This is a genomic window from Escherichia sp. E10V5 (genome assembly GCF_004212315.1).
Lineage (GTDB): Bacteria > Pseudomonadota > Gammaproteobacteria > Enterobacterales > Enterobacteriaceae > Escherichia.
Map to the genome: position 1 here is coordinate 44,650 of NZ_RHJM01000009.1, position 22,993 is coordinate 67,642.

Annotated in this window: 25 protein-coding genes and 1 other annotated feature; of the genes, 8 read left to right on the forward strand and 17 right to left on the reverse strand. The window is 50.1% G+C overall.

Annotated elements, in window-relative coordinates:
• Position 1: 1 nt before the first annotated feature.
• From selO to thrS, 14 genes are all read right to left on the reverse strand, one after another.
• Complete coding sequence (gene selO / locus D9738_RS07105) at positions 2 to 1,438, reverse strand: protein adenylyltransferase SelO (RefSeq protein ID WP_130259841.1); 1,437 nt, start codon at positions 1,436 to 1,438, stop codon at positions 2 to 4.
• Positions 1,439 to 1,500: 62 nt separating this feature from the next.
• On the reverse strand, positions 1,501 to 2,214 hold the full coding sequence (locus tag D9738_RS07110; RefSeq protein ID WP_130259842.1) for an EAL domain-containing protein: 714 nt from the start codon (positions 2,212 to 2,214) through the stop codon (positions 1,501 to 1,503).
• 246 nt (positions 2,215 to 2,460) lie between these two features.
• Positions 2,461 to 2,925 carry an NlpC/P60 family protein gene (locus D9738_RS07115; RefSeq protein ID WP_130259843.1) on the reverse strand — a complete coding sequence of 155 codons (465 nt, stop codon included), beginning with the start codon at positions 2,923 to 2,925 and terminating at the stop codon, positions 2,461 to 2,463.
• Positions 2,926 to 3,002: 77 nt separating this feature from the next.
• A complete protein-coding gene (gene btuD, locus D9738_RS07120; protein WP_130259844.1) occupies positions 3,003 to 3,752 on the reverse strand; it encodes a vitamin B12 ABC transporter ATP-binding protein BtuD in 750 nt (249 codons plus the stop codon).
• A complete protein-coding gene (gene btuE / locus D9738_RS07125; RefSeq protein ID WP_130208280.1) occupies positions 3,752 to 4,303 on the reverse strand; it encodes a bifunctional thioredoxin/glutathione peroxidase in 552 nt (183 codons plus the stop codon). Before btuE ends, btuD begins: the two co-directional genes overlap by 1 nt.
• 62 nt (positions 4,304 to 4,365) lie before the next feature.
• Complete coding sequence (gene btuC, locus D9738_RS07130) at positions 4,366 to 5,346, reverse strand: vitamin B12 ABC transporter permease BtuC (protein ID WP_130259845.1); 981 nt, start codon at positions 5,344 to 5,346, stop codon at positions 4,366 to 4,368.
• 100 nt (positions 5,347 to 5,446) lie between these two features.
• Positions 5,447 to 5,746, reverse strand: a complete 300-nt coding sequence (gene ihfA, locus D9738_RS07135; protein WP_002440155.1) for an integration host factor subunit alpha — start codon at positions 5,744 to 5,746, stop codon at positions 5,447 to 5,449.
• A gap of 4 nt (positions 5,747 to 5,750) precedes the next feature.
• Entirely contained in the window at positions 5,751 to 8,138 is a 2,388-nt protein-coding gene (gene pheT, locus D9738_RS07140; RefSeq protein ID WP_130259846.1) for a phenylalanine--tRNA ligase subunit beta, read from the reverse strand.
• Between the two features lie 14 nt (positions 8,139 to 8,152).
• Entirely contained in the window at positions 8,153 to 9,136 is a 984-nt protein-coding gene (gene pheS / locus D9738_RS07145) for a phenylalanine--tRNA ligase subunit alpha (protein ID WP_000018588.1), read from the reverse strand.
• Between the two features lie 209 nt (positions 9,137 to 9,345).
• Positions 9,346 to 9,470 (reverse strand) — a sequence feature (Phe leader region).
• Positions 9,420 to 9,464, reverse strand: coding sequence for a pheST operon leader peptide PheM (gene pheM / locus D9738_RS07150; protein WP_001386830.1), 45 nt, complete (start codon positions 9,462 to 9,464; stop codon positions 9,420 to 9,422). It overlaps the preceding feature by 45 nt.
• A 116-nt stretch (positions 9,471 to 9,586) precedes the next feature.
• Positions 9,587 to 9,943 carry a 50S ribosomal protein L20 gene (rplT, locus tag D9738_RS07155; protein WP_000124850.1) on the reverse strand — a complete coding sequence of 119 codons (357 nt, stop codon included), beginning with the start codon at positions 9,941 to 9,943 and terminating at the stop codon, positions 9,587 to 9,589.
• A 53-nt stretch (positions 9,944 to 9,996) separates the two neighbouring features.
• The gene (gene rpmI, locus D9738_RS07160; protein WP_001124225.1) at positions 9,997 to 10,194 is read right to left on the reverse strand and encodes a 50S ribosomal protein L35; all 198 of its coding nucleotides are present in this window, start codon (positions 10,192 to 10,194) and stop codon (positions 9,997 to 9,999) included.
• Between the two features lie 92 nt (positions 10,195 to 10,286).
• Complete coding sequence (infC, locus tag D9738_RS07165; RefSeq protein ID WP_001700733.1) at positions 10,287 to 10,829, reverse strand: translation initiation factor IF-3; 543 nt, start codon at positions 10,827 to 10,829, stop codon at positions 10,287 to 10,289.
• A gap of 3 nt (positions 10,830 to 10,832) precedes the next feature.
• Complete coding sequence (thrS, locus tag D9738_RS07170; RefSeq protein WP_130208286.1) at positions 10,833 to 12,761, reverse strand: threonine--tRNA ligase; 1,929 nt, start codon at positions 12,759 to 12,761, stop codon at positions 10,833 to 10,835.
• 301 nt (positions 12,762 to 13,062) lie between these two features.
• Between thrS and yniD the strand changes: the two genes are divergently transcribed.
• Positions 13,063 to 13,170, forward strand: a complete 108-nt coding sequence (yniD, locus tag D9738_RS07175; RefSeq protein ID WP_064529152.1) for a small membrane protein YniD — start codon at positions 13,063 to 13,065, stop codon at positions 13,168 to 13,170.
• A gap of 60 nt (positions 13,171 to 13,230) precedes the next feature.
• Here yniD and D9738_RS07180 read toward each other — a convergent pair whose 3' ends face one another.
• Positions 13,231 to 13,989, reverse strand: coding sequence for a YdiY family protein (locus tag D9738_RS07180; RefSeq protein ID WP_130208288.1), 759 nt, complete (start codon positions 13,987 to 13,989; stop codon positions 13,231 to 13,233).
• Positions 13,990 to 14,275: 286 nt separating this feature from the next.
• Between D9738_RS07180 and pfkB the strand changes: the two genes are divergently transcribed.
• The 3 genes from pfkB to D9738_RS07195 all read left to right on the forward strand — a co-directional run bounded on the left by pfkB (position 14,276) and on the right by D9738_RS07195 (position 16,559).
• Positions 14,276 to 15,205, forward strand: coding sequence for a 6-phosphofructokinase II (gene pfkB, locus D9738_RS07185; protein ID WP_130208719.1), 930 nt, complete (start codon positions 14,276 to 14,278; stop codon positions 15,203 to 15,205).
• 101 nt (positions 15,206 to 15,306) lie between these two features.
• A complete protein-coding gene (ghoS, locus tag D9738_RS07190; RefSeq protein ID WP_130218889.1) occupies positions 15,307 to 15,594 on the forward strand; it encodes a type V toxin-antitoxin system endoribonuclease antitoxin GhoS in 288 nt (95 codons plus the stop codon).
• A 104-nt stretch (positions 15,595 to 15,698) separates the two neighbouring features.
• Complete coding sequence (locus D9738_RS07195) at positions 15,699 to 16,559, forward strand: fructosamine kinase family protein (RefSeq protein ID WP_130208292.1); 861 nt, start codon at positions 15,699 to 15,701, stop codon at positions 16,557 to 16,559.
• Positions 16,560 to 16,599: 40 nt separating this feature from the next.
• On the opposite strand, the gene D9738_RS07200 is transcribed toward D9738_RS07195, so the two are convergent.
• Positions 16,600 to 17,136, reverse strand: a complete 537-nt coding sequence (locus tag D9738_RS07200) for a YniB family protein (protein WP_130208294.1) — start codon at positions 17,134 to 17,136, stop codon at positions 16,600 to 16,602.
• 146 nt (positions 17,137 to 17,282) lie between these two features.
• Between D9738_RS07200 and hxpB the strand changes: the two genes are divergently transcribed.
• The 3 genes from hxpB (at position 17,283) to tcyP (ending at position 20,227) form a co-directional block, all read left to right on the forward strand.
• Positions 17,283 to 17,951 (forward strand): hexitol phosphatase HxpB, encoded by a 669-nt coding sequence (hxpB, locus tag D9738_RS07205; protein ID WP_130259847.1) that lies wholly within the window; start codon positions 17,283 to 17,285, stop codon positions 17,949 to 17,951.
• Positions 17,952 to 18,112: 161 nt separating this feature from the next.
• A complete protein-coding gene (locus tag D9738_RS07210; RefSeq protein WP_064529159.1) occupies positions 18,113 to 18,703 on the forward strand; it encodes a metal-dependent hydrolase in 591 nt (196 codons plus the stop codon).
• Positions 18,704 to 18,835: 132 nt separating this feature from the next.
• Complete coding sequence (gene tcyP / locus D9738_RS07215) at positions 18,836 to 20,227, forward strand: cystine/sulfocysteine:cation symporter (RefSeq protein WP_064529160.1); 1,392 nt, start codon at positions 18,836 to 18,838, stop codon at positions 20,225 to 20,227.
• 46 nt (positions 20,228 to 20,273) lie between these two features.
• Here the strand turns inward: tcyP and cedA are convergent, their stop codons facing one another.
• Positions 20,274 to 20,537 carry a cell division activator CedA gene (gene cedA / locus D9738_RS07220; RefSeq protein ID WP_130208300.1) on the reverse strand — a complete coding sequence of 88 codons (264 nt, stop codon included), beginning with the start codon at positions 20,535 to 20,537 and terminating at the stop codon, positions 20,274 to 20,276.
• A gap of 182 nt (positions 20,538 to 20,719) precedes the next feature.
• Here cedA and katE point away from each other — a divergent pair, with 182 nt between their 5' ends.
• The gene (gene katE / locus D9738_RS07225) at positions 20,720 to 22,981 is read left to right on the forward strand and encodes a catalase HPII (protein WP_130259848.1); all 2,262 of its coding nucleotides are present in this window, start codon (positions 20,720 to 20,722) and stop codon (positions 22,979 to 22,981) included.
• Positions 22,982 to 22,993 lie beyond the last annotated feature (12 nt).

Consider the following 22,993-nt stretch of genomic DNA (forward strand, 5'->3'; position numbering starts at 1 on the left):
TTTAACTCGAGCAGCTGACTTCAAGCCATTTACCCCAGTCAGGTGGACGACTGACATAGTCATCATCCCTGTCGCTGAAAGGATTTCGCAACGCTTCATGCAGACGTTGTAATTCTGTCATATCGCCCTTTTCTGCCGCCTCAATAGCGCGTTGTGCCAGCCAGTTTCGCAATACCAGCGTAGGATTGACGCTCTGCATCAGTTGCTGACGTTCACTATCGGCAACTCCGTCTTGTTGCAAGCGCGCCCGATAACGCGTAAACCAGTCATCAAACGCCGCGCGGTCAATAAACTCATCGCGCAGCGGTGAAGCCGCACTGTGCTGCTCGGTCAGGCTTAACATGCGGAATGTGCGAGTATAATCACTGCGCTCTTGCGCCATCAGACTGAACAATTCATTCAGTAGCGCATTATCCTCTTTTTGCTCCGTCATAAAGCCCAGCTTCTGCCGCATACGTTTTCCATAATGCGTCAACAAAACCTGTTGATAGCTTTCCAGTGCCTCGTTTAACGCGTCGACAGTGATAAACGGCGACAATGTCTGCGCCAGACGCTGTAAATTCCACAACGCAACGGCAGGTTGATTATCAAAGCTGTAACGTCCCTGATGATCAGAGTGATTACAAATAAAGCCCGGTTCATAATCATCGAGGAAAGCAAATGGACCATAATCCAGCGTCAGCCCGAGAATCGACATGTTATCCGTGTTCATCACCCCGTGAGCAAAACCGACTGTCTGCCAGCTGGCGATTAACGAAGCCGTACGTGCGACAATATCGGTAAACCAGAGGTGGTATTTATCCTCTTCATCCTGAAGATGCGGCCAGTAATAGCGAATGGCGAAGTCAGCCAGCTGGCGAACTTTTTCCGGTTCCCGACGATAGTAAAAGTGTTCAAAGTGGCCAAATCGCAAATGACTCTGCGCTACGCGCATCAGCATCGCTCCTGATTCGACCGTCTCCCGGTAAACCGGCGTATCGCTGGTAACAATGCTTAAGGCGCGTGTCGTCGGAATGCCAAGGTGATGCATTGCCTCACTGGCAAGACTTTCGCGAATTGTTGAACGTAAAACCGCACGTCCGTCGCCCATCCGCGAATAAGGCGTCAGCCCCGCACCTTTCAGATGCCAGTCCATGGTGGTACCGTCGGCAAACTGTTGCTCGCCGAGTAAAATACCGCGTCCGTCGCCAAGCTGCCCCGCCCAGACACCAAACTGGTGGCCACTGTAGACCTGGGCCAGTGGCGACATGCCTGGCAGTAAAGTTTCGCCGCCCCAGACACCCGCGCCACTTTCAAACAGCGACGATGGAACACCCAGCGTATTAGCCAGTTCGGCGTTATACCAAATCAACCGGGCATTATTTAAAGGCGTAGGGGAAAGCGATGTATATGTTGCCGGCAATTCATCACGCCAGCGGGTAATAAAAGACAGGGTCATAGATCCTCCTGTTTGATAGTGTAGACGGTTACTCTCGTCTTAAACACCAGCAAACAAGAGGGTTATCGCTGGACCAGCGTTGTTATCTGGCTTACGGGAACTGCGGGCCACAAGCATCCCTGAAAAGCATGGAAACCAAACGGCACCATCTGCGCCAACATCTCCGGTGTATTAATACCAGCAGCAATAATACAATTGCAACAAGGTGAAATTTGCGCATGGAGCGCACGAATAAAAGGCGCGAAAGATTTATGGACTATTTGTTGCTGAATAAAACCTTTATCCAGCATGACGCGAGTGAAAAGCCCATCAAAAACAGCCTTCATTGTACTGTTGCCCGCACCCAAATTTCCCAAAACCAATGGAAAAATTTTGGATAAGTGTAAAAGTTCATAATTATCTTTTCCCTCATTAAGATGAGGATAATTTTCATTAATCATCAATTCAGCAAAGGGAACTTTTAATAGTTTGCTTGCGTAATTATCCCTATCTAATAATAACTTTGCTACTTGTGGCGTTAAATTAATCCAGGCAAAGAGTTTATGTTGAATGAAAAAATGTTGGCATGATTTTAGTAATTCCAACTTTTCGGCAAATAATTGCCAATGCTGCTCCTCTGAAAGTTGTGCAATAACCCGTGTCGTCGGGATGCGCACCGTACCGTCGTCACTGGAGAAATGGGTTATTAACTCAACCCCAACAAGATTTTGTTGGCTGTCTCTTATCGGTAGAAAATAGTAATCAGAATGATAAAGATTCTCCAGTAAGACCTTCATGGTAACAGCCCCTCTCTTCGGATTTTTTTCAACATCCAGATAAAAAGTTTGAGGCCATAAGGCATAACAAATACAGAGGGAATAACTTTCATTTGTTCCATGTTAACCACTTTTTCAGGGGTCCTTTTTTTAGATTATCCTGAGTATAAACGAATATTCCATTTGCGGTATTTTTGTCTGCAAAATACTACTGTATTCAGGAGTTAACAGACGGTGCGGTATCAGCACCGTCCATTTATTGAGATACTAGATTCGTCTCGCCTGCCAGAAATTTTTCTGCCAGTAGACATTATCGAGGGAAGAACGCATCACCCCCTTGCTGGTAGAGGCGTGAATGAATTGATTGTTGGTATCGTAAATACCCACGTGTAAACCATTTTGCCCGGAATCTGTTTTGAAAAAGACCAGATCGCCTGGCAGCAATTCTTCTTTATCAATTTGGGTACCGATAGCGGCCTGTTGTTTTGTTTCGCGTGGCAACTGTAAGTCGAAACGGTCACGCATCGTCACAACCACGAAACCCGAACAGTCCACTCCACGTCGAGTCATGCCGCCATAACGATACGGCGTACCATGCCAGCTCTGTAGTTGATCGTTCAAACCGGCAATGACAGTAATGGAGTCAGAAAGCCTGGCGTTTGGCGGCGGCGCTTTATGATGGCTACACCCGGCCAGAAACAGTGCTGTAATTAAAATTAGGCAGAAACGCATTCCGTACGAATCCTCTGTTTTTTATTCTTGCATTAATTTAGCGTCGAAATTACCCGTTTTTCAAGATGCTAATGAAATCAGGTGGTCGAAATCAGCATTCGGTGACCTTCAATGTCCAGACGACGGAAGCTCATGCCATAAGCCTGGGCCAGATTCGGCGGCGTTAGTACTTCATCTCTCCGCCCACTGGCAAGCAGTTTTCCTTGTTTAAGTAACCACGCCCGATGCGCGTGACGCAATGTGTGGTTAAGATCGTGACTGCTCATCACAATCGCCACGCCTTGCTGACAGAGCGCGCTCAAAATTTTATCTAACGCGCTTTGCTGGGCAACATCAAGGCTGTTCATGGGTTCATCAAGGAGAAGCAATTGACCTGCCGGATTCGCTTGCGGCGTGATTTGTAGCACCACAGCAGCAAGACGGACACGTTGCCATTCACCACCGGATAGTTGATTGGTGCTTCGACCGAGTTTGTCATCAAGGGCCAACGCCCCTGCGACATCATTTAGCAGATCGGTTCGCGTTTTATCGTGCTGGTGCATGGTCAGGTAATGCCAGACTGGCATAGCAAACGGCGGCGTCTGTTGTTGTGCAAGATAGGCGCGATGCAGGGCGAGTGTTGTTGCGGGCCAGGTATCCAGTGGTTTACCTGCAAACTGAATGCTTCCCTGACCACTGGTCATCCCCGCCATTCGCGCCAGCAAGGTGCTCTTGCCCGCGCCGTTCGGCCCCACCAGATGCAGGATCTCCCCTGCCCGGACCTCGCCAGAAAGCGGCCCCAGGCGGGTTGATTCCGCTACATCCTGTAACTGCATCACAATAGACATTATTTTGCCAACGCCAGTTTAATGCTTTCCATTACAATAGGATCTTCCGGCGTCATATCCGGGGAAAAACGCTGGATGACCTTTCCGTCTCTACCCACCAGAAACTTTTCAAAATTCCACAAAATATCATCAGGGTACAGTGGCGCACGGCCTTTGCTGGCCATTCGCGCGTAGAAACCGCTCTCTTCCGGTGCCACCGCCGTCGGCGCTGCGGCAATCAATTTTTGATATAGCGGATGACGACCTTCGCCATTGACCTCAATTTTACTGAACATTGGGAACGTCACGCCCCAAGTGGTGGTGCAATAAGTTTTAATTTCTTCATCACTACCTGGTTCTTGTTCAAGGAACTGGTTGCACGGAAATCCCAGCACGACGAAACCACGATCGGCCCAGGCTTTCTGGATATTCTCCAACTGTTCATATTGCGGCGTTAAGCCACACTTTGAAGCAACATTGACAATCAGCAGCACATTACCGGCATATTTCTCCAGCGTGGTCACTTCCCCGTCAATCGTCTTCACTACGGTGGTCAGAATGGGATCTTGCATCGTGTCTCCTGGATAAGGTCAGTAAAAATCTTAGCTTTTAATCATAGACCGTCTTTATGCGGCTAACGTCCTGCTTTTAACAATAACCAGATAAACACCGGCGCACCCAGGGTGGCGGTGACCACACCAATCGGTAACTCTGCGGAAGCCAGCGCCAGTCGAGCAACAATATCGGCAAGCAGCAACGCAGTAGCACCTGCCAGCGCGCAGCCGGAAAGTAATACCCGGTGATCGGTTAATCCGCACAGCCGCAGAATATGCGGGATAACCAGGCCAATAAACCCAATAGCGCCAGCCAACGCCACACTGACACCGACCATCCAACCGGTAGCCGCGACCAGCACATTGCGCCAGAGCCACAGTGGTAACCCCAGTTGTCGCGCCGAGATTTCACCCAGCGCTAACATATTCATTGGGCGGGACTGACAGCAAATCCACAACAACACCGGAATCAAGGCCACCATCAGCCAACTTTGCCGCCAGTCTACACCACCAAAGCCGCCCATCATCCAGTACATCAGTTGGCGTAAATCAACAGACGTGGAAAAGTAGATGGCCCACGTCATTAACGCGCTACAGATGATACCCAGCGCAACACCAGCCAGCAGTAATCGGCTGGTTGAAAGATGACGGCGGGCAAAACGCAAGAGAATTAAGGTGATAATAAGCGCGCCAGCAATCGCACACAGCCCCAGCGCCCAGTTCGGTAACTGCCCTTGTCCGAGCAATACAGCGGCGATAAGCCCCACTCCAGCGCCGTTAGAGACGCCAAGCAGCCCCGGCTCCGCAAGAGGGTTTTCAAACAGCGCCTGCATGACCGCGCCTGATAACGCCAGCGCCGCGCCAACCAGCAATACAGCCAGGGTACGTGGCAGGCGAATTTGCCAGACGAACAGTTCGCCACGAGGAGTGAACCAGTCGGCAGGTGAAATCCATTGTTCACCAGCGCAAAGGCTTAAGAGAAGCGCCAGCAGCATCAAAACTGACAGGCATAATAACCAGCGAATATTTTGTCGCTGTTGTTGGCGGGCAAGTGTCAGCATGGTATCCGTTCTGCTGAAGTGTCATTCCGTTGATTTTACGGTGACTCTTCGACAGTGAAAAGAAAAAAGGCCGCAGAGCGGCCTTTTTAGTTAGATCAGATTACTCGTCTTTGGGTGTGGCGTTTTCGACCCGGCTTTTTAACTTCTGCCCGGGTCTGAAGGTCACCACGCGCCGTGCTGTAATGGGAATATCCTCGCCCGTTTTCGGGTTACGTCCCGGGCGTTGATTCTTATCACGCAGATCGAAGTTACCAAAACCAGAGAGTTTCACCTGCTCGCCGTTTTCCAGAGCGCGACGGATCTCTTCGAAAAACAGTTCAACCAGTTCTTTGGCATCCCGCTTGCTAAGCCCAAGCTTATCAAACAGATATTCTGACATTTCAGCTTTTGTAAGCGCCATAGGTTCAATCCCTCAATGATGCCTGGAATCGCTCTTTTAATGCCTCTACACATTTGGCGACGGTAGCGGCAATCTCCTCTTCTTCGAGTGTACGGCTGGTATCTTGCAGGATCAGGCTTATGGCGAGGCTCTTATACCCCTCCGCAACACCCTTACCGCGGTACACGTCAAACAAGTTTACGCCAACTACCTGATTTACGCCAACTTTCTTACATTCGGATAAAATATCCGCTGCGGGAACGTTTTCTGCAACCACAACCGCGATGTCACGACGGTTCGCCGGGAAGCGCGAAATCTCGCGCGCTTGAGGCACCACGCGGTCTGCGAGCTTGTTCCACTCCAGTTCAAACACCAGAGTGCGACCGTTAAGATCCAGTTTACGTTCCAGTTCAGGATGAACAACCCCAACAAAACCAATACGTTCACCTTTCAGATAAATCGCTGCGGATTGTCCCGGATGCAGTGCCGGATTTGCTTCTGCACGGAACTCAACATCAGCCAGTTTACCGGTCAGGTCGAGAACGGATTCAAGATCGCCTTTCAAATCATAGAAATCAACAGTCTCTTTTGCCAGGTTCCAGTGCTCTTCGTAACGGTTACCGCAAATCACACCGGCTAACATCAGATCCTGACGAATGCCCAATGGCGCCTGCGTATCTGGCACGAAGCGCAGACCGCTTTCAAAAATGCGCACACGGTTTTGCTGACGGTTCTGGTTGTACACTACAGTTGCCAGCAGACCGGTCCACAGAGAAAGACGCATTGCCGACATTTCAACGGAAATCGGGCTTGGCAGCAGTAAGGCTTCAACGCCCGGGTGGATCATCTGCTGCACTTTCGGATCAACGAAGCTATAGGTGATCACTTCCTGATAGCCTTTGTCGTTGAGCAGCGTTTTCACGCGCTTGAGTGACAAATCGGCTTCACGGTGAGTCCCCATAATCAGGCTCGCCTGCACCGGTTCATCCGGGATGTTGTTGTAGCCGTAAACACGCGCCACTTCTTCGACCAGATCTTCTTCAATCTCCATGTCGAAACGCCAGCTCGGTGCAACAGCCTGCCACTCGTCCTTGCCTTCGGTAACTTCACAGCCGAGACGACGCAGAATGTCAGTCACCTGTGCATCGGCAATATGATGGCCGATCAGACGATCCAATTTGCTACGACGCAGAGTGATGGTCGCACGCTTCGGCAACGTTGCTTCGTTAGTGATATCGATAACCGGGCCAGCTTCACCGCCGCAGATATCGATCAGCAGACGGGTCGCACGTTCCATTGCTTTGTGCTGCAGTGCCGGATCAACACCACGCTCATAACGGTGAGAAGCATCAGTATGCAGGCCATGACGACGAGCACGACCGGTGATAGACAGCGGGCTGAAGAACGCGCATTCCAGCAGGACGTTTTGCGTTTCGTCATTCACTCCAGAGTGTTCGCCACCGAAGATACCGCCCATCGCCAGCGCCTTGTTGTGGTCGGCGATGACCAGGGTGTCAGCGTTCAGCTTCGCTTCGGTACCGTCGAGCAGTACCAGCGTTTCGCCCTCTTTCGCCATCCGCACCACAATGCCGCCTTCAATGCGATCTTTGTCGAAAGCGTGCATCGGCTGACCCAGTTCGAGCAGCACGTAGTTGGTGACGTCAACCACTGCATCGATAGAACGAATCCCGCAACGACGCAGTTTTTCTTTCATCCACAGCGGAGTTGGCGCTTTAACGTTAATGCCTTTTACTACGCGGCCAAGATAACGCGGGCAGGCTTCCGGCGCTTCTACCGCAATCGGCAGCGTGTCATCGATGGTTGCACCAACCGGGACAATTTCCGGTTCAACCAGCGGAAGCTGGTTCAGCACGGCAACATCACGCGCTACGCCGATAATGCCTAAGCAGTCTGCACGGTTTGGCGTCACACTGATTTCGATGGTGTTGTCATCAAGTTTCAGGTATTCACGGATGTCGGTGCCAATTGGCGCATCCGCAGGCAGTTCGATAATACCGTTATGATCGTCAGAAATACCCAGCTCAGAGAAGGAGCACAGCATCCCTTCAGACGGTTCACCGCGCAGTTTCGCGGCTTTAATTTTGAAATCGCCCGGCAGTACAGCACCAATAGTTGCTACCGCCACACGCAGGCCCTGACGACAGTTTGGCGCGCCGCAGACGATGTCCAGCAGGCGATCGCCACCGACATTGACTTTGGTCACTCGCAGTTTGTCAGCATTCGGATGCTGCGCACATTCAACCACTTCACCAACGACCACGCCGTGGAAGCTACCGGCAACCGGTTCTACACCGTCAACTTCCAGGCCCGCCATCGTGATTTGATTCGCCAGCGCATCACTATCGATCGCCGGGTTCACCCATTCGCGTAACCACAGTTCACTGAATTTCATAATCTATTCCTGCCTTATTTAAACTGTTTGAGGAAACGCAGATCGTTTTCGAAGAATGAACGCAGGTCGGTGACGCCGTAACGCAACATGGTCAGACGCTCCATCCCCATACCGAAGGCGAAACCGGAGTAAACTTCCGGATCGATGCCAACATTACGCAGCACGTTCGGATGCACCATCCCGCAGCCCAGTACTTCCAGCCATTTACCGTTTTTACCCATGACGTCCACTTCTGCAGAAGGTTCGGTGAACGGGAAGTAGGAAGGACGGAAGCGAATCTGCAAATCTTCTTCAAAGAAGTTACGCAGGAAGTCGTGCAGCGTGCCTTTCAGGTTGGTAAAGCTGATGTTGGTATCAACAATCAGACCTTCCATCTGATGGAACATCGGCGTGTGAGTCTGGTCGTAGTCGTTACGGTAAACGCGGCCAGGCGCGATAATACGAATCGGCGGCTGCTGGGCTTTCATGGTGCGGATCTGTACGCCAGAGGTCTGGGTACGCAGCAGGCGGGTAGCGTCAAACCAGAAAGTGTCGTGGTCAGCGCGCGCCGGGTGGTGACCAGGAATGTTCAGAGCATCGAAGTTATGATAATCGTCTTCGATTTCCGGCCCGGTTGCCACGGTAAAGCCAAGCTCACCGAAGAAACTTTCGATACGGTCGATAGTGCGGGTAACCGGGTGCAGGCCACCGTTTTCGATACGACGACCAGGGAGGGAAACATCGATAGTTTCCGCAGCCAGACGCGCATTCAGCGCTGCGCTTTCCAGTTCAGCTTTACGCGCATTCAGCGCCTGCTGAACTTGCTCTTTCGCTTCGTTGATAACCGCACCAGCTGCCGGACGCTCTTCTGGCGGCAGCTCACGCAGGGTCGTCATCTGAAGGGTTAAGTGCCCTTTTTTACCCAAATATTCGACGCGCACATTGTCTAACGCGGCAACATCTGACGCCTGGCTAATGGCCGCCTTCGCACTGGCAACCAGTTCTGCGAGATGTGACATGGTTTTCCTCATTGTGTCAGTGGTGACACTGGTTCGTTGGACTTAGAGCCTATCCCATCAGGCTATTTTACTTGCCATTTTGGTCCCGGGCAGTGCTCGAAATCCTCACGTACTTAAGTACGCTCCGGTTTCTCCGCGCTGGCCGTGTCCAGACTGGCTGCGACAATTACGCCTGATGAGACAGGCTTTTTATTTTTCAAAACGCGCATACAAAAAAAGCCTCCACTGGGAGGCTTTCAGGCGCTGTTTTCCGTTTCTCTTCTCACGCGCTAGCCTCCTGGAGTCAGGTGCTAAAGTAAAAAAAGAAGCGGAAAATAGCAGCATTCATTGCTTGCGTTACCTTTTGGTACTTTTCAAAAGACCTTTATTGAAAAGGCTACGGCGATAAAAGTCAATGTTTTGATGGTGTTGAAACGAAAAGAGGGAGACTGGCTCCCTCTTTCAACTGGCTTATGCCAGAGCTGCTTTCGCTTTTTCAACCAGAGCGGTGAACGCTACTTTGTCGAATACTGCGATATCAGCCAGGATCTTACGGTCGATTTCAACAGAGGCTTTTTTCAGACCATTGATGAATTTGCTGTAAGAAATACCGTTCTGACGTGCTGCTGCGTTGATACGCGCGATCCACAGTTGACGGAACTGACGCTTACGTTGACGACGGTCACGGTAAGCATACTGACCAGCTTTGATAACAGCCTGGAAGGCAACGCGGTATACGCGAGAACGCGCACCGTAGTAGCCTTTAGCTTGTTTCAAAATTTTCTTGTGACGTGCGCGTGCAATAACACCACGTTTTACGCGAGCCATATGTGCTCTCCTGTATCTATATTCTAATTAAAAAGTTAAAAAACGTTAACGGCTTATGCGTACGGCAGGCACGCGATTACCAGGCCCAGATCGCCTTTGGAAACCATGGCTTTCGGACGCAGGTGACGTTTACGTTTGGTCGCTTTTTTGGTCAGAATGTGACGCAGGTTAGCGTGCTTGTGCTTAAAACCACCTTTACCGGTTTTTTTGAAGCGCTTAGCAGCACCGCGTACGGTCTTAATTTTTGGCATTTTAATAACTTCCACTTCGCATTGTTGATAAACAGAAACAAAGGCGAATCACCCTGTGAGCCGAGGCCCACAGGAATGATTACTTGATGGCCTTACTGTTTCTTCTTAGGAGCGAGCACCATGATCATCTGGCGGCCTTCGATCTTCGTTGGGAAGGATTCGACCACTGCCAGTTCTTGCAAATCGTCTTTCACGCGATTAAGCACTTCCATACCGATTTGCTGGTGCGCCATCTCACGACCGCGGAAACGCAGCGTGATTTTGGCTTTATCACCCTCTTCGAGAAAGCGAATCAGGCTGCGGAGTTTTACCTGATAGTCGCCTTCATCTGTACCAGGACGGAATTTAATTTCCTTAACCTGGATAACTTTTTGCTTTTTCTTCTGTTCCTTAGAAGACTTGCTCTTTTCATAGAGGAATTTGCCGTAATCCATTATACGACAAACCGGCGGCTCGGCGTTAGGGCTGATCTCGACTAAGTCTACTCCGGCTTCTTCAGCTTTCTCCAGAGCTTCTCTCAGACTCACAATACCAAGCTGCTCGCCTTCCAAACCTGTTAAGCGAACTTCCTGGGCGCGAATTTCGCCATTGATACGGTTAGGACGCGCCGTTTGAACTCGTTTTCCGCCTTTAATACCTTATTCCTCCAATTGTTTAAGACTGCGGCTGCGAATCTCTTGTTGCAGCTTCTCGATCACTTCATTTACGTCCATGCTTCCCAGGTCTTTACCACGGCGGGTGCGAACGGCAACTTTGCCAGATTCCACCTCTTTATCACCACAGACCAGCATATATGGGACGCGACGCAAAGTGTGCTCGCGGATTTTAAAGCCAATCTTCTCATTTCTCAAGTCTGCTTTAACACGAATGCCCGCATTTGATAGTTTTTGCGTCAATTCGTTAACGTATTCAGACTGTGAATCCGTAATGTTCATGATAACAACCTGAACCGGCGCAAGCCAGGTCGGGAAGAAACCAGCGAACTCTTCGGTCAGGATACCGATGAAACGTTCCATCGACCCAAGAATTGCACGGTGAATCATTACCGGAACCTTACGCTCGTTGTCTTCGCCTACATAGGAAGCGCTCAGACGAGACGGTAAGGAGAAGTCCAGCTGTACTGTACCGCACTGCCATGCACGATCGAGGCAGTCATACAGGGTAAATTCAATTTTCGGACCGTAGAACGCGCCTTCACCCAGTTGATACTCAAACGGGATGTTGTTTTCTTCCAGCGCAACTGCCAGGTCCGCCTCAGCACGATCCCACATTTCGTCACTGCCAATACGTTTTTCAGGACGAGTGGAAAGCTTGACCACGATCTTCTCGAAGCCAAAAGTGCTGTACATATCATAGACTAAACGGATACATCCGTTAACTTCATCGCGAATTTGTTCTTCAGTACAGAAGATATGCGCGTCATCCTGGGTAAAACCACGCACGCGCATCAGGCCGTGCAGGGATCCTGACGGCTCGTTACGGTGGCAGCTACCGAACTCGGCCATACGCAGCGGCAGATCGCGATACGACTTCAGCCCCTGGTTAAAGATTTGTACGTGACCCGGACAGTTCATCGGCTTAATGCAGTATTCACGGTTCTCAGAAGAGGTGGTGAACATTGCATCTTTATAGTTTTCCCAGTGACCGGTTTTTTCCCACAGGACGCGGTCCATCATAAACGGGCCCTTAACTTCCTGATACTGGTACTCTTTCAGTTTAGAGCGAACGAACACTTCCAGTTCACGGAAGATGGTCCAGCCGTCATTGTGCCAGAACACCATACCCGGCGCTTCTTCCTGCATATGGTACAGGTCGAGCTGTTTACCGATTTTACGGTGGTCGCGTTTAGCGGCTTCTTCCAGACGCTGCAGATACGCGTTGAGGGCTTTTTTATCTGCCCACGCAGTACCATAAATACGTTGCAACATTTTGTTGTTGCTGTCGCCGCGCCAGTAGGCCCCTGCCGTTTTCATCAGTTTGAAATGGTGGCAGAAACGCATATTCGGTACGTGCGGACCGCGGCACATATCGACATATTCTTCGTGGAAATAGAGGCCAGGCTGGTCATCATGGGCGATGTTTTCGTCCAGGATGGAGACTTTATAGCTCTCGCCGCGTTTAACGAACGTTTCACGCGCTTCGTGCCAGCTGACTTTCTTCTTAATGACGTCGTAGTTTTTCTCAGCAAGCTCATGCATCCGCTTCTCGAGTGCTTCGACATCTTCCTGGGTTAACGTGCGGTCAAGATCAACGTCGTAATAGAAACCGTTGTCAATAACCGGGCCGATTGCCATTTTGGTATGCGGCCAAAGTTGTTTAATTGCGTGCCCTAACAGGTGCGCGCAGGAGTGACGAATGATCTCCAGACCTTCTTCGTCTTTAGCGGTAATGATCGCCAGTTTAGCGTCGTTTTCAATCAAATCGCACGCATCTACCAGTTCGCCATTAACGCGCCCTGCGATACAGGCTTTCGCCAGACCTGGACCAATGTCCAGCGCAACATCCATGGGGCTTACAGCGTGGTCGTAATGGCGTTGGCTGCCATCAGGAAGAGTAATAACAGGCATGTTATATCCTTATTTGCAGTGGTGACCCACACGAAAGATCACATACAAAGATTCATATGAAATTTATCAAAAAGGTTTGGGCTGATTCCCGCTTCACTCTGCGAAATATGTCACAGCATGCTGATTGGCGATGCCAGACCTACACCCACTTTCTGATAATACCGCTTGGCAGTTTACACGGTAATTGTTATCGGGCAAAGCGACAATCATCATGTTTGATATGATATAAATCAATACAGGCAACACCTGACCCTTTTGTTACACTCGATTATTGAAGACTGGAAATCCCCTGGAAAAACGCATGCCGACAAAACGTTTCAACAAAAAACACTGGAAGATGGTGGTCGTCCTGCTGTCTATTTGCGGCGCGATGCTGTTGCTGCGCTGGGCAGCGATGATTTGGGGCTGAACGGTGAGGCGCTATCAACAAACAATGCAGCCAGACCGCAGAACACGGCCCGGCACATTATTACATCCTGTAGCCCAGCGATAACGTGGTGCGGCGATCGGTATGTTCCGGCGCAGACTCAGGCGGTTCAGAGTTCCATGTAACGTTGTAGGCCACCTTCAGACCGAAATGTTCATTGATGGCAACATTTAATGCACTTTCCGAGTTCAGCGTAGTGTCTTCAGCACCAAAAACCGATACACCCTGGGTAAATTTAGCGTTGTCGGTCAACTGCCACGCATAAGCTCCGGAGGCATACCCCAGCGGCTGCGTTTCACTGGCATTATCGGTATATTTGTCGTAACGCACGCCAGGACCGAATTCAAAGCGGAAGCTGTGTACCGGGCCATTTAAAAACTGGCGACCATAACCCGCAGTCAATACATCTCGTTCCCGATAGCCGTTATAACGGTCTGTCAGCCAACTTGCCTGACCAAACAGATAATCATAATCAGTTAAATTAAAACGGCTACGCCCACCAACTGCATATTTTTCCGAAGAACGCTCATCATTAGAAGAAGTATTGCTGGCATTTCCCCACAGCGACCAGGCAGTCGTCTGCCCATACCAAGTCATAGTGGTATCAGCCGTCAGTGAGGAACTTTTCGTGTTGCCTGATTGTGCAAGGTAACCTGCATTCAGATTACCTTCGAAAGGTTTTTTTGCGCTGGCAGGATCGTCCATGACAGTAAAAACGGAATCATCGGCAGTTGCAGTCAGAGACGCAAACATACCCCCCGCCAACATAACGATGGCAGGAACTGTCTTCAAAAGCTTCATTTATTAAAAGTCCGTACAACAAAAAAAGAGACCATCGCGGTCCCGGAAACTTTCTTAAGGATCAAAGAGTAGCGTCCCTGGAAAGGTGACAAATTATAAAAAGGAGTGAAAAACTTAGCAATGACTTCTTATTTCATTTTTTGAATAAGCGCGTTGCGAAAACAGATATTTATTTATATATCTTTACCTTATTAATTTTATATAAATATCTAATAAATCATATTGTTAATTCCTTCACTTTCCACTGATTCAGTGCCAGACTGAAATCAGCCTATAGGAGGAAATGATGGTACGTATCTATACGTTGACACTTGCGCCCTCTCTCGATAGCGCAACAATAACCCCGCAAATTTACCCCGAAGGAAAACTGCGCTGTACTGCCCCCGTGTTTGAACCTGGTGGCGGTGGTATTAATGTCGCTCGCGCTATTGCTCATCTGGGCGGGAGCGCGACGGCTATATTCCCGGCCGGCGGCGCGACCGGCGAACATCTCGTCGCTCTGCTGGCCGATGAAAATGTCCCTGTTGCCACTGTCGAAGCGAAGGACTGGACCCGCCAGAATCTGCATGTACATGTGGAATCCAGCGGTGAGCAGTATCGCTTTGTCATGCCCGGCGCAGCTTTAAGCGAAGATGAATTTCGTCAACTTGAAGAACAAGTTCTGGAAATCGAGTCTGGGGCTATTCTGGTTATTAGTGGAAGCCTGCCACCAGGCGTGAAACTGGAAAAGTTAACGCAGCTTATTTCTGCTGCGCAAAAACAAGGAATACGCTGCATCGTCGATAGTTCCGGCGAAGCCTTAAGCGCAGCACTGGCAATTGGCAATATCGAGTTAGTTAAACCTAACCAAAAAGAACTCAGCGCACTGGTAGGTCGCGAACTCACTCAACCCGATGATGTGCGTAAAGCCGCGCAGGAAATTGTTAATAGTGGTAAGGCCAAACGGGTCGTCGTTTCCCTTGGTCCACAAGGAGCGTTGGGGGTAGATAGCGAAAACTGCATTCAGGTTGTGCCACCGCCGCTAAAAAGCCAAAGTACCGTCGGTGCTGGCGACAGTATGGTTGGGGCTATGACGCTGAAGCTGGCAGAAAATGCCTCGCTTGATGAAATGGTTCGTTTTGGCGTGGCTGCCGGTAGTGCCGCAACACTCAATCAAGGAACACGCCTGTGCTCCCATGACGATACACAAAAAATTTACGCTTACCTTTCCCGCTAATCGAGACATTCCCCCCTCGGTTGGGGGAATCACCACAAACCTGTCAGCAATGCGTTTCTGCGACTATGCTAAAAAATCACGTGATAACAAAGAGGTGAATTATGGCTGGTGGCGATCTTGTCCGTTATGTCATTACCGTCATGTTGCATGAAGATACATTAACTGAAATTAATGAGTTAAATAACTTTCTGACACGCGATGGCTTTTCACTGACCATGACAGACGATGATGGGAATATCCATGAACTCGGGACGAATACCTTTGGACTTATCAGTACGCAAAACGAAGATGAGATAAGAGAACTCGTTGCCGGACTCGCCCAGAGTGCTACAGGCAAAGACCCCGAGATAAGGATCACAACCTGGGAGGAATGGAATAGCAACAAATAAAGATTTTTGGGCAATAATCAGTCTGTGGTGTGCGTTAGCTCGTGTTTTTACACCTTATTCTTGCGCTAACCTTATGATCTGGCAGACAGCATGGGAGAGACATCATGTGGCAGGTAATCAGTCGTCTTTTGAGCGAGCAGTTAGGTGAAGGCGAAATCGAACTGCGTAATGAACTGCCTGGCGGGGAAGTCCATGCCGCATGGCATTTGCGCTATGCAGGACGTGACTTTTTCGTCAAATGTGATGAAAGAGAATTGCTTCCCGGTTTTACCGCCGAAGCCGACCAACTGGAGTTATTGTCTCGCAGTAAAACCGTCACCGTACCCCGGGTGTGGGCAGTTGGCGCTGACCGTGACTACAGTTTTCTGGTGATGGATTATCTCCCTCCTCGGCCGTTGGATGCACATAACGCCTTTATTTTAGGGCAGCAAATTGCGCATCTACATCAATGGAGCGACCAGCCACAATTTGGCCTCGATTTCGATAACGCCCTTTCTACTACCCCTCAACCCAATACCTGGCAACGCCGTTGGTCAACGTTTTTTGCTGAACAACGGATTGGTTGGCAACTGGAGCTGGCAGCAGAAAAAGGGATCGCCTTCGGCAATATCGACGCCATCGTCGAGCATATCCAGCAGCGCCTGGCCTCACATCAGCCGCAACCATCACTGTTACACGGCGATCTATGGTCAGGGAATTGTGCGCTAGGTCCGAATGGTCCGTATATTTTCGACCCTGCTTGTTACTGGGGCGACAGAGAGTGCGATCTGGCGATGTTGCCGCTACATACCGAACAGCCTCCGCAAATCTATGATGGTTATCAATCAGTGTCACCGCTACCGACCGATTTCCTCGAACGCCAACCGATTTACCAGCTTTACACTTTGCTAAACCGTGCAAGGTTGTTTGGTGGTCAACATCTGGTTATTGCTCAACAATCATTGGATAGATTGTTAGCCGCGTGACGGGAGTCGATGATAATGGCCGCACCGCGCGGCCTTTGTATTAAATGAAACCGAGCAGAGAAAAGAACACGTATCCCGCAGCAATACAAATGACCGGCAGGATATAGAGTGAAAAAAACTGCGTAAAGATAGTATGGCGTGGAACGACAATGCGCGACTCGATCTGTTCACGCGTTAACCCCTCTTCCCCTTTAGCCTTCTCCAGAATGAGCTGATCTTCAACGCCTTCGCGCAAGAAGCGCACCTGACGACTCATGCGTGCTCCAGAGTCTTGCAACGCCAGACCGACAAAAATCAGGATAAAGATCACCCAGAACATAACGTTCACACCACCATTAAAATTGGGCGTCGGCGAGTTATACCAGAACAGATTCAAAAAAGGCGTATTCGCTTGCATCATATCGATCATGACATGGGCAAAGTCGAGCATTACCGCATTAATGCCTTCCTGGGTTTCTTGCCGGATATTCATAAACTTCAGCAAGGAAATCAACGTGGAAACAAGTGTTGGTATAAAAATCACCCAACCGAAAATCCTTTTCAAAATAGCAATGCGTCCAGCTTGTTGATACGTCATGAGTTCTCCTTGATTAAGACGCGTCGATTCACTTAGTTTACCTGTAGATATCTGTTTTCGCCCATTCTTTAAAGGCGATATGATAGGCGCTTAATCATAAGCACTGCTTAATACCTTACACATAATGCTCTAAAGGAGAGGTTGTAATGTCACCCCCACGACAGATTCTTGCTGCAATTTTTGATATGGATGGATTACTTATCGATTCCGAACCATTATGGGATCGGGCCGAACTGGATGTGATGGCAAGCCTGGGGGTGGACATCTCCCGTCGTAATGAGCTACCGGACACCTTAGGTTTACGCATCGATATGGTGGTTGATCTGTGGTATGCCCGGCAACCGTGGAATGGACCGAGTCGTCAGGAAGTGGTCGATCGGGTAATTGCCCGTGCCATTTCGCTGGTTGAAGAGACGCGTCCATTACTGCCTGGCGTGCGTGAAGCCGTTGCTTTATGTAAAGCGCAGGGCTTATTGGTTGGCCTGGCTTCAGCGTCACCGCTGCATATGCTTGAAAAAGTGCTGGCCATGTTTGACCTACGTGACAGTTTCGATGCCCTCGCCTCCGCCGAAAAATTGCCTTATAGCAAGCCACATCCGCAGGTTTATCTCGACTGCGCAGCAAAACTGGGCGTTGACCCAATCGCCTGCGTGGCGCTGGAAGACTCTGTTAATGGCATGATCGCCTCGAAGGCAGCACGAATGCGCTCCATCGTCGTTCCTGCACCAGAAGCGCAAAATGATCCACGTTTTGTGTTGGCGAATGTAAAACTTTCATCCTTGACAGAACTCACCACGAAAGACCTCCTCGGCTAATAAAAAGGGGCGTGGTGACACGGCCCCTGGTTGCTTATCTGAAATCACGTTTAACTGATGATTTTATCATCATATTATGATGAAGAGTTACACCGTCACCACTTCCGCGCACTGTATAAAAACCCTATACTGTACGTATCGACAGTTTAGTGAGTTTTATCATGACGGCGGAAGGTCACCTCCTCTTTTCTATTGCTTGTGCGGTGTTTGCTAAAAATGCCGAGCTTACACCCGTGCTGGCACAGGGTGACTGGTGGCATATTGTCCCTTCTGCAATATTAACTTGTCTGTTACCGGATATTGACCATCCAAAGTCGTTTCTTGGGCAGCGATTAAAGTGGATATCAAAACCCATTGCCCGCGCTTTTGGTCACCGTGGCTTCACCCACAGTCTGCTGGCGGTGTTTGCTCTACTGGCGACCTTTTATCTGAAAGTTCCGGAAAGCTGGTTTATTCCAGCTGATGCTCTGCAAGGTATGGTTCTCGGTTATTTGAGTCATATTCTTGCTGATATGCTGACCCCTGCTGGTGTTCCCCTACTCTGGCCGTGCCGATGGCGTTTCCGTCTGCCAATTCTGGTTCCACAAAAAGGCAACCAGTTAGAACGTTTTCTCTGCATGGCGTTGTTTGTCTGGTCAGTGTGGATGCCCCATTCACTGCCCGAAAACAGTGCCGTGCGTTGGTCATCGCAAATGATTAATACCTTGCAGATCGAGTTTCATCGCCTTATTAAGCATCAGGTTGAATACTAAAAAAACAAAAATCGCTTTTCTGGAATAAGCCATTCCATTTGAATATAAGAGCCAGCTCACAGTTCTGTTAATCTTGCTTCAACACTATGGCTACTGCGTAGCGATAGAAATAATAAGATCAGGAGAACGGGGATGAACTTTCCATTAATTGCGAACATCATAGTGTTCGTTGTGCTGCTGTTTGCGCTGGCCCAAACCCGCCACAAACAGTGGAGTCTGGCCAAAAAAGTGCTGGTAGGTCTGGTGATGGGTGTGGTTTTTGGCCTTGCCCTGCATACCATTTATGGTTCTGACAGCCAGGTACTTAAAGATTCTGTTCAGTGGTTTAACATTGTCGGTAACGGCTATGTTCAGCTACTGCAAATGATCGTCATGCCGCTGGTATTTGCCTCCATTTTAAGTGCGGTTGCCCGTCTGCATAACGCGTCTCAACTAGGCAAAATCAGTTTTCTGACTATTGGTACGCTACTGTTTACCACGCTGATTGCGGCGCTGGTCGGTGTACTGGTCACTAATCTGTTTGGTCTGACAGCTGAGGGGCTGGTTCAGGGTGGCGCTGAAACTGCGCGTCTGAACGCTATCGAAAGCAACTATGTCGGTAAAGTCTCTGACCTGAGCGTTCCGCAGCTTGTCTTGTCCTTTATCCCGAAAAACCCGTTTGCCGATCTGACCGGTGCCAATCCGACGTCAATTATCAGCGTGGTAATTTTTGCGGCTTTCCTGGGCGTTGCAGCACTGAAACTGCTGAAAGATGATGCGCCGAAAGGTGAACGAGTCTTAACCGCTATCGATACGCTGCAAAGCTGGGTGATGAAACTGGTTCGCTTGGTCATGCAACTGACGCCATACGGCGTTCTGGCACTGATGACCAAAGTCGTTGCTGGCTCCAACCTGCAAGACATCATTAAACTGGGTAGCTTCGTTGTCGCGTCCTACCTCGGTCTTATCATTATGTTTGCAGTGCATGGCATTCTGCTGGGTATTAATGGCGTAAGCCCACTGAAATACTTCCGTAAAGTCTGGCCAGTGCTGACGTTTGCCTTCACCAGTCGCTCCAGTGCTGCGTCTATTCCGCTGAATGTAGAAGCACAAACGCGTCGTCTGGGTGTTCCTGAATCCATCGCCAGTTTCGCCGCTTCTTTCGGCGCGACCATTGGTCAAAACGGCTGTGCCGGGCTGTATCCGGCAATGCTGGCAGTGATGGTTGCGCCTACGGTTGGCATTAATCCGCTAGACCCAATGTGGATTGCGACACTCGTTGGTATCGTCACTGTGAGTTCAGCAGGTGTTGCAGGCGTTGGTGGCGGTGCAACATTCGCCGCACTGATTGTACTCCCTGCAATGGGCTTGCCGGTAACGCTGGTGGCATTGTTAATTTCCGTTGAACCACTTATCGATATGGGCCGTACGGCACTGAACGTCAGCGGTTCTATGACCGCAGGTACACTGACCAGCCAGTGGCTGAAGCAGACCGATAAATCCATTCTGGATAGCGAAGATGACGCCGAACTGGCTCACCGTTAACCCTGGCTTATAACGCAAAACGCCTGTCATCCCGACAGGCGTTTTTTTACTCTTCGACCTCATTCTCTTGTCGAATCTGATTCGCCCAGCGCTGGGCCGCCTCCGGCACACTAAACGCCGGTGAGCGCAAGAATGACTCCCCCACCAGAACAAACGCTACATATTTGCCACGTAATATCCAGACATCACGAAACGAATCCATTTTAATCGCATGCTCCGGCGGCGCAGGTTCCGTGCGCGGGACATAGCTAATAATCGGGCGGTTTTGCTGACGTAGCGGTTTCTTCATTACTGGCTTCACTAAACGCATATTAAAAATCAGAAAAAATGTAGTTTAGCCGATTTAGCCCACGTCCGTCCTGCTTTGCGTACATCTTCAAATACTTTCGCCGACACCACCTCCAGAGCGAGACATCCCCGATGGTCTATAGTTAGAGGGTTTTTTGACCAAAAAAGCGGCCCTTTCAGCAATGAAATAAGGAGACGAGTTCAATGTCGCAACATAACGAAAAGACCCCACATCAGCACCAGTCCCCCCTGCACGACTCGAACGAAGCGAAACCAGGAATGGACTCACTGGCACCTGAGGACGGCTCTCATCGCCCAGCGGCTGAACCGACCCCGCCAGGCGCGCAGCCTACCGCGCCAGGCAGTCTGAAAGCCCCTGATACGCGTAATGAAAAACTCAATTCCCTGCAAGATGTACGTAAAGGTAGTGAAAATTATGCGCTGACCACCAATCAGGGCGTGCGCATCGCTGACGATCAAAACTCACTGCGTGCCGGTAGCCGTGGTCCAACGCTGCTGGAAGATTTTATTCTGCGCGAGAAGATCACTCACTTTGACCATGAGCGTATCCCGGAGCGTATTGTTCATGCGCGAGGATCTGCGGCTCATGGTTATTTCCAGCCGTATAAAAACTTAAGCGATATTACCAAAGCCGACTTCCTGTCTGACCCGAACAAAATCACCCCAGTATTTGTCCGTTTCTCGACCGTTCAGGGTGGTGCTGGCTCGGCAGATACCGTGCGTGATATTCGCGGTTTTGCCACCAAATTCTATACTGAAGAGGGTATTTTTGACCTTGTCGGCAACAACACGCCGATCTTCTTTATTCAGGATGCGCATAAATTCCCCGATTTTGTTCATGCGGTAAAACCGGAACCGCACTGGGCGATCCCACAGGGAGGTAGCGCCCACGACACATTCTGGGATTATGTTTCCCTGCAACCGGAAACGCTGCATAACGTGATATGGGCGATGTCGGATCGCGGGATCCCGCGCAGCTACCGTACGATGGAAGGTTTCGGCATCCACACTTTCCGCCTGATTAACGCCGAAGGGAAAGCGACGTTTGTGCGTTTCCACTGGAAACCACTGGCAGGTAAAGCCTCGCTGGTATGGGATGAAGCGCAGAAACTCACCGGACGTGACCCGGACTTCCACCGCCGTGAGCTGTGGGAAGCCATTGAAGCAGGCAATTTCCCGGAATACGAACTGGGCTTCCAGTTAATCCCGGAAGAAGACGAATTCAAGTTTGATTTCGACCTTCTCGATCCAACCAAACTTATTCCGGAAGAACTGGTGCCAGTACAGCGCGTCGGCAAAATGGTGCTTAACCGCAACCCGGATAACTTCTTTGCCGAAAACGAACAGGTAGCTTTCCATCCAGGGCATATTGTCCCCGGTCTGGATTTCACCAACGACCCGTTATTGCAGGGGCGTTTGTTCTCTTATACCGATACACAAATTAGTCGTCTTGGTGGGCCAAATTTCCATGAAATTCCGATTAACCGCCCGATCTGCCCTTACCATAATTTCCAGCGTGACGGCATGCACCGCATGGGAATCGACACCAATCCGGCAAACTACGAACCAAACTCGATCAACGACAACTGGCCGCGCGAAACACCGCCGGGGCCGAAACGCGGCGGATTTGAATCATACCAGGAACGTGTTGAAGGCAACAAAGTCCGCGAACGCAGCCCATCGTTTGGCGAATATTATTCCCATCCGCGTCTGTTCTGGCTAAGCCAGACGCCGTTTGAACAGCGCCACATTATCGACGCCTTCAGCTTTGAATTGAGCAAAGTTGCTCGTCCGTATATTCGTGAACGCGTCGTTGATCAACTGGCACATATCGATCTCGCTCTGGCGCAGGCTGTGGCGGAAAATCTCGGTATCGAACTTACTGATGAACAACTGAATATTACCCCGCCACCAGACATCAACGGTCTGAAAAATGCCCCAACATTAAGCCTGTATGCCATTCCTGACGGTGATGTCAAAGGCCGTGTGGTAGCGATTTTGCTTAATGATGAAGTGAGATCGGCAGACCTGCTGGCCATTCTCAAGGCGCTGAAAGCCAGAGGCGTTCATGCCAAGCTGCTTTATTCACGGATGGGCGAAGTAACCGCCGATGACGGCACGGTATTGCCAATTGCTGCTACCTTTGCCGGAGCGCCTTCGCTGACGGTGGATGCGGTCATTGTCCCTTGCGGTAATATTGCGGATATCGCAGACAACGGCGATGCGAACTATTACCTGATGGAAGCCTACAAACACCTTAAACCGATTGCGCTGGCGGGAGACGCCCGCAAGTTCAAAGCGACAATTAAGGTGGATGACAAAAGTGAAGAAGGGGTTGTGGAAGCCGACAGCGCCGACGGTAGTTTTATGGATGAACTGTTAACGCTAATGGCGGCGCACCGCGTCTGGTCACGTATGCCTAAGATTGACAAAATTCCGGCGTAAATATGGGTGGCG

Bases quoted from the DNA above. Each gene is read 5' to 3' on its own strand.
- selO (WP_130259841.1), bottom strand. From the start codon at position 1,438: ATGACCCTGTCTTTTATTACCCGCTGGCGTGATGAATTGCCGGCAACA.
- D9738_RS07110 (WP_130259842.1), bottom strand. From the start codon at position 2,214: ATGAAGGTCTTACTGGAGAATCTTTATCATTCTGATTACTATTTTCTA.
- D9738_RS07115 (WP_130259843.1), bottom strand. From the start codon at position 2,925: ATGCGTTTCTGCCTAATTTTAATTACAGCACTGTTTCTGGCCGGGTGT.
- btuD (WP_130259844.1), bottom strand. From the start codon at position 3,752: ATGTCTATTGTGATGCAGTTACAGGATGTAGCGGAATCAACCCGCCTG.
- btuE (WP_130208280.1), bottom strand. From the start codon at position 4,303: ATGCAAGATCCCATTCTGACCACCGTAGTGAAGACGATTGACGGGGAA.
- btuC (WP_130259845.1), bottom strand. From the start codon at position 5,346: ATGCTGACACTTGCCCGCCAACAACAGCGACAAAATATTCGCTGGTTA.
- ihfA (WP_002440155.1), bottom strand. From the start codon at position 5,746: ATGGCGCTTACAAAAGCTGAAATGTCAGAATATCTGTTTGATAAGCTT.
- pheT (WP_130259846.1), bottom strand. From the start codon at position 8,138: ATGAAATTCAGTGAACTGTGGTTACGCGAATGGGTGAACCCGGCGATC.
- pheS (WP_000018588.1), bottom strand. From the start codon at position 9,136: ATGTCACATCTCGCAGAACTGGTTGCCAGTGCGAAGGCGGCCATTAGC.
- rplT (WP_000124850.1), bottom strand. From the start codon at position 9,943: ATGGCTCGCGTAAAACGTGGTGTTATTGCACGCGCACGTCACAAGAAA.
- rpmI (WP_001124225.1), bottom strand. From the start codon at position 10,194: ATGCCAAAAATTAAGACCGTACGCGGTGCTGCTAAGCGCTTCAAAAAA.
- thrS (WP_130208286.1), bottom strand. From the start codon at position 12,761: ATGCCTGTTATTACTCTTCCTGATGGCAGCCAACGCCATTACGACCAC.
- yniD (WP_064529152.1), top strand. From the start codon at position 13,063: ATGCCGACAAAACGTTTCAACAAAAAACACTGGAAGATGGTGGTCGTC.
- D9738_RS07180 (WP_130208288.1), bottom strand. From the start codon at position 13,989: ATGAAGCTTTTGAAGACAGTTCCTGCCATCGTTATGTTGGCGGGGGGT.
- pfkB (WP_130208719.1), top strand. From the start codon at position 14,276: ATGGTACGTATCTATACGTTGACACTTGCGCCCTCTCTCGATAGCGCA.
- ghoS (WP_130218889.1), top strand. From the start codon at position 15,307: ATGGCTGGTGGCGATCTTGTCCGTTATGTCATTACCGTCATGTTGCAT.
- D9738_RS07195 (WP_130208292.1), top strand. From the start codon at position 15,699: ATGTGGCAGGTAATCAGTCGTCTTTTGAGCGAGCAGTTAGGTGAAGGC.
- D9738_RS07200 (WP_130208294.1), bottom strand. From the start codon at position 17,136: ATGACGTATCAACAAGCTGGACGCATTGCTATTTTGAAAAGGATTTTC.
- hxpB (WP_130259847.1), top strand. From the start codon at position 17,283: ATGTCACCCCCACGACAGATTCTTGCTGCAATTTTTGATATGGATGGA.
- D9738_RS07210 (WP_064529159.1), top strand. From the start codon at position 18,113: ATGACGGCGGAAGGTCACCTCCTCTTTTCTATTGCTTGTGCGGTGTTT.
- tcyP (WP_064529160.1), top strand. From the start codon at position 18,836: ATGAACTTTCCATTAATTGCGAACATCATAGTGTTCGTTGTGCTGCTG.
- cedA (WP_130208300.1), bottom strand. From the start codon at position 20,537: ATGCGTTTAGTGAAGCCAGTAATGAAGAAACCGCTACGTCAGCAAAAC.
- katE (WP_130259848.1), top strand. From the start codon at position 20,720: ATGTCGCAACATAACGAAAAGACCCCACATCAGCACCAGTCCCCCCTG.